1 protein-coding gene is annotated in these 255 nt (G+C 61.2%); it reads right to left on the bottom strand.

Going from position 1 to position 255, the window contains the following annotated elements; genetic code table 11:
- On the bottom strand, positions 1-255 hold a 255-nt coding region (locus tag ACRXB1_RS37835; protein WP_449494989.1), incomplete at both ends, for a YceI family protein.

Genomic DNA, 255 nt, shown 5'->3' on the forward strand with positions numbered 1-255 from the left:
ACGTGTCTTTCCACTCGCCCGAACCGACATCGAACTGCGTGCGTTTGATGGGCAGCGCGCCATCGAAGGTCTGCGTGGCACCCTGCTGCGTGACAGTGACCGGCACCGTGACGTTCTGGGATTTGCCCTTGATGGTCAGCTTGCCGGCCACGTTGAATTTGTTGCCGCCGGCCGGCGCGATGGACGTTGACGCGAAGGTCGCGTTAGGGAAATGCGCGACGTCGAACCAGTCCTTGTCTTGCGCCTGCTTGTTGT

This window comes from Caballeronia sp. M23-90 (assembly GCF_053574605.1).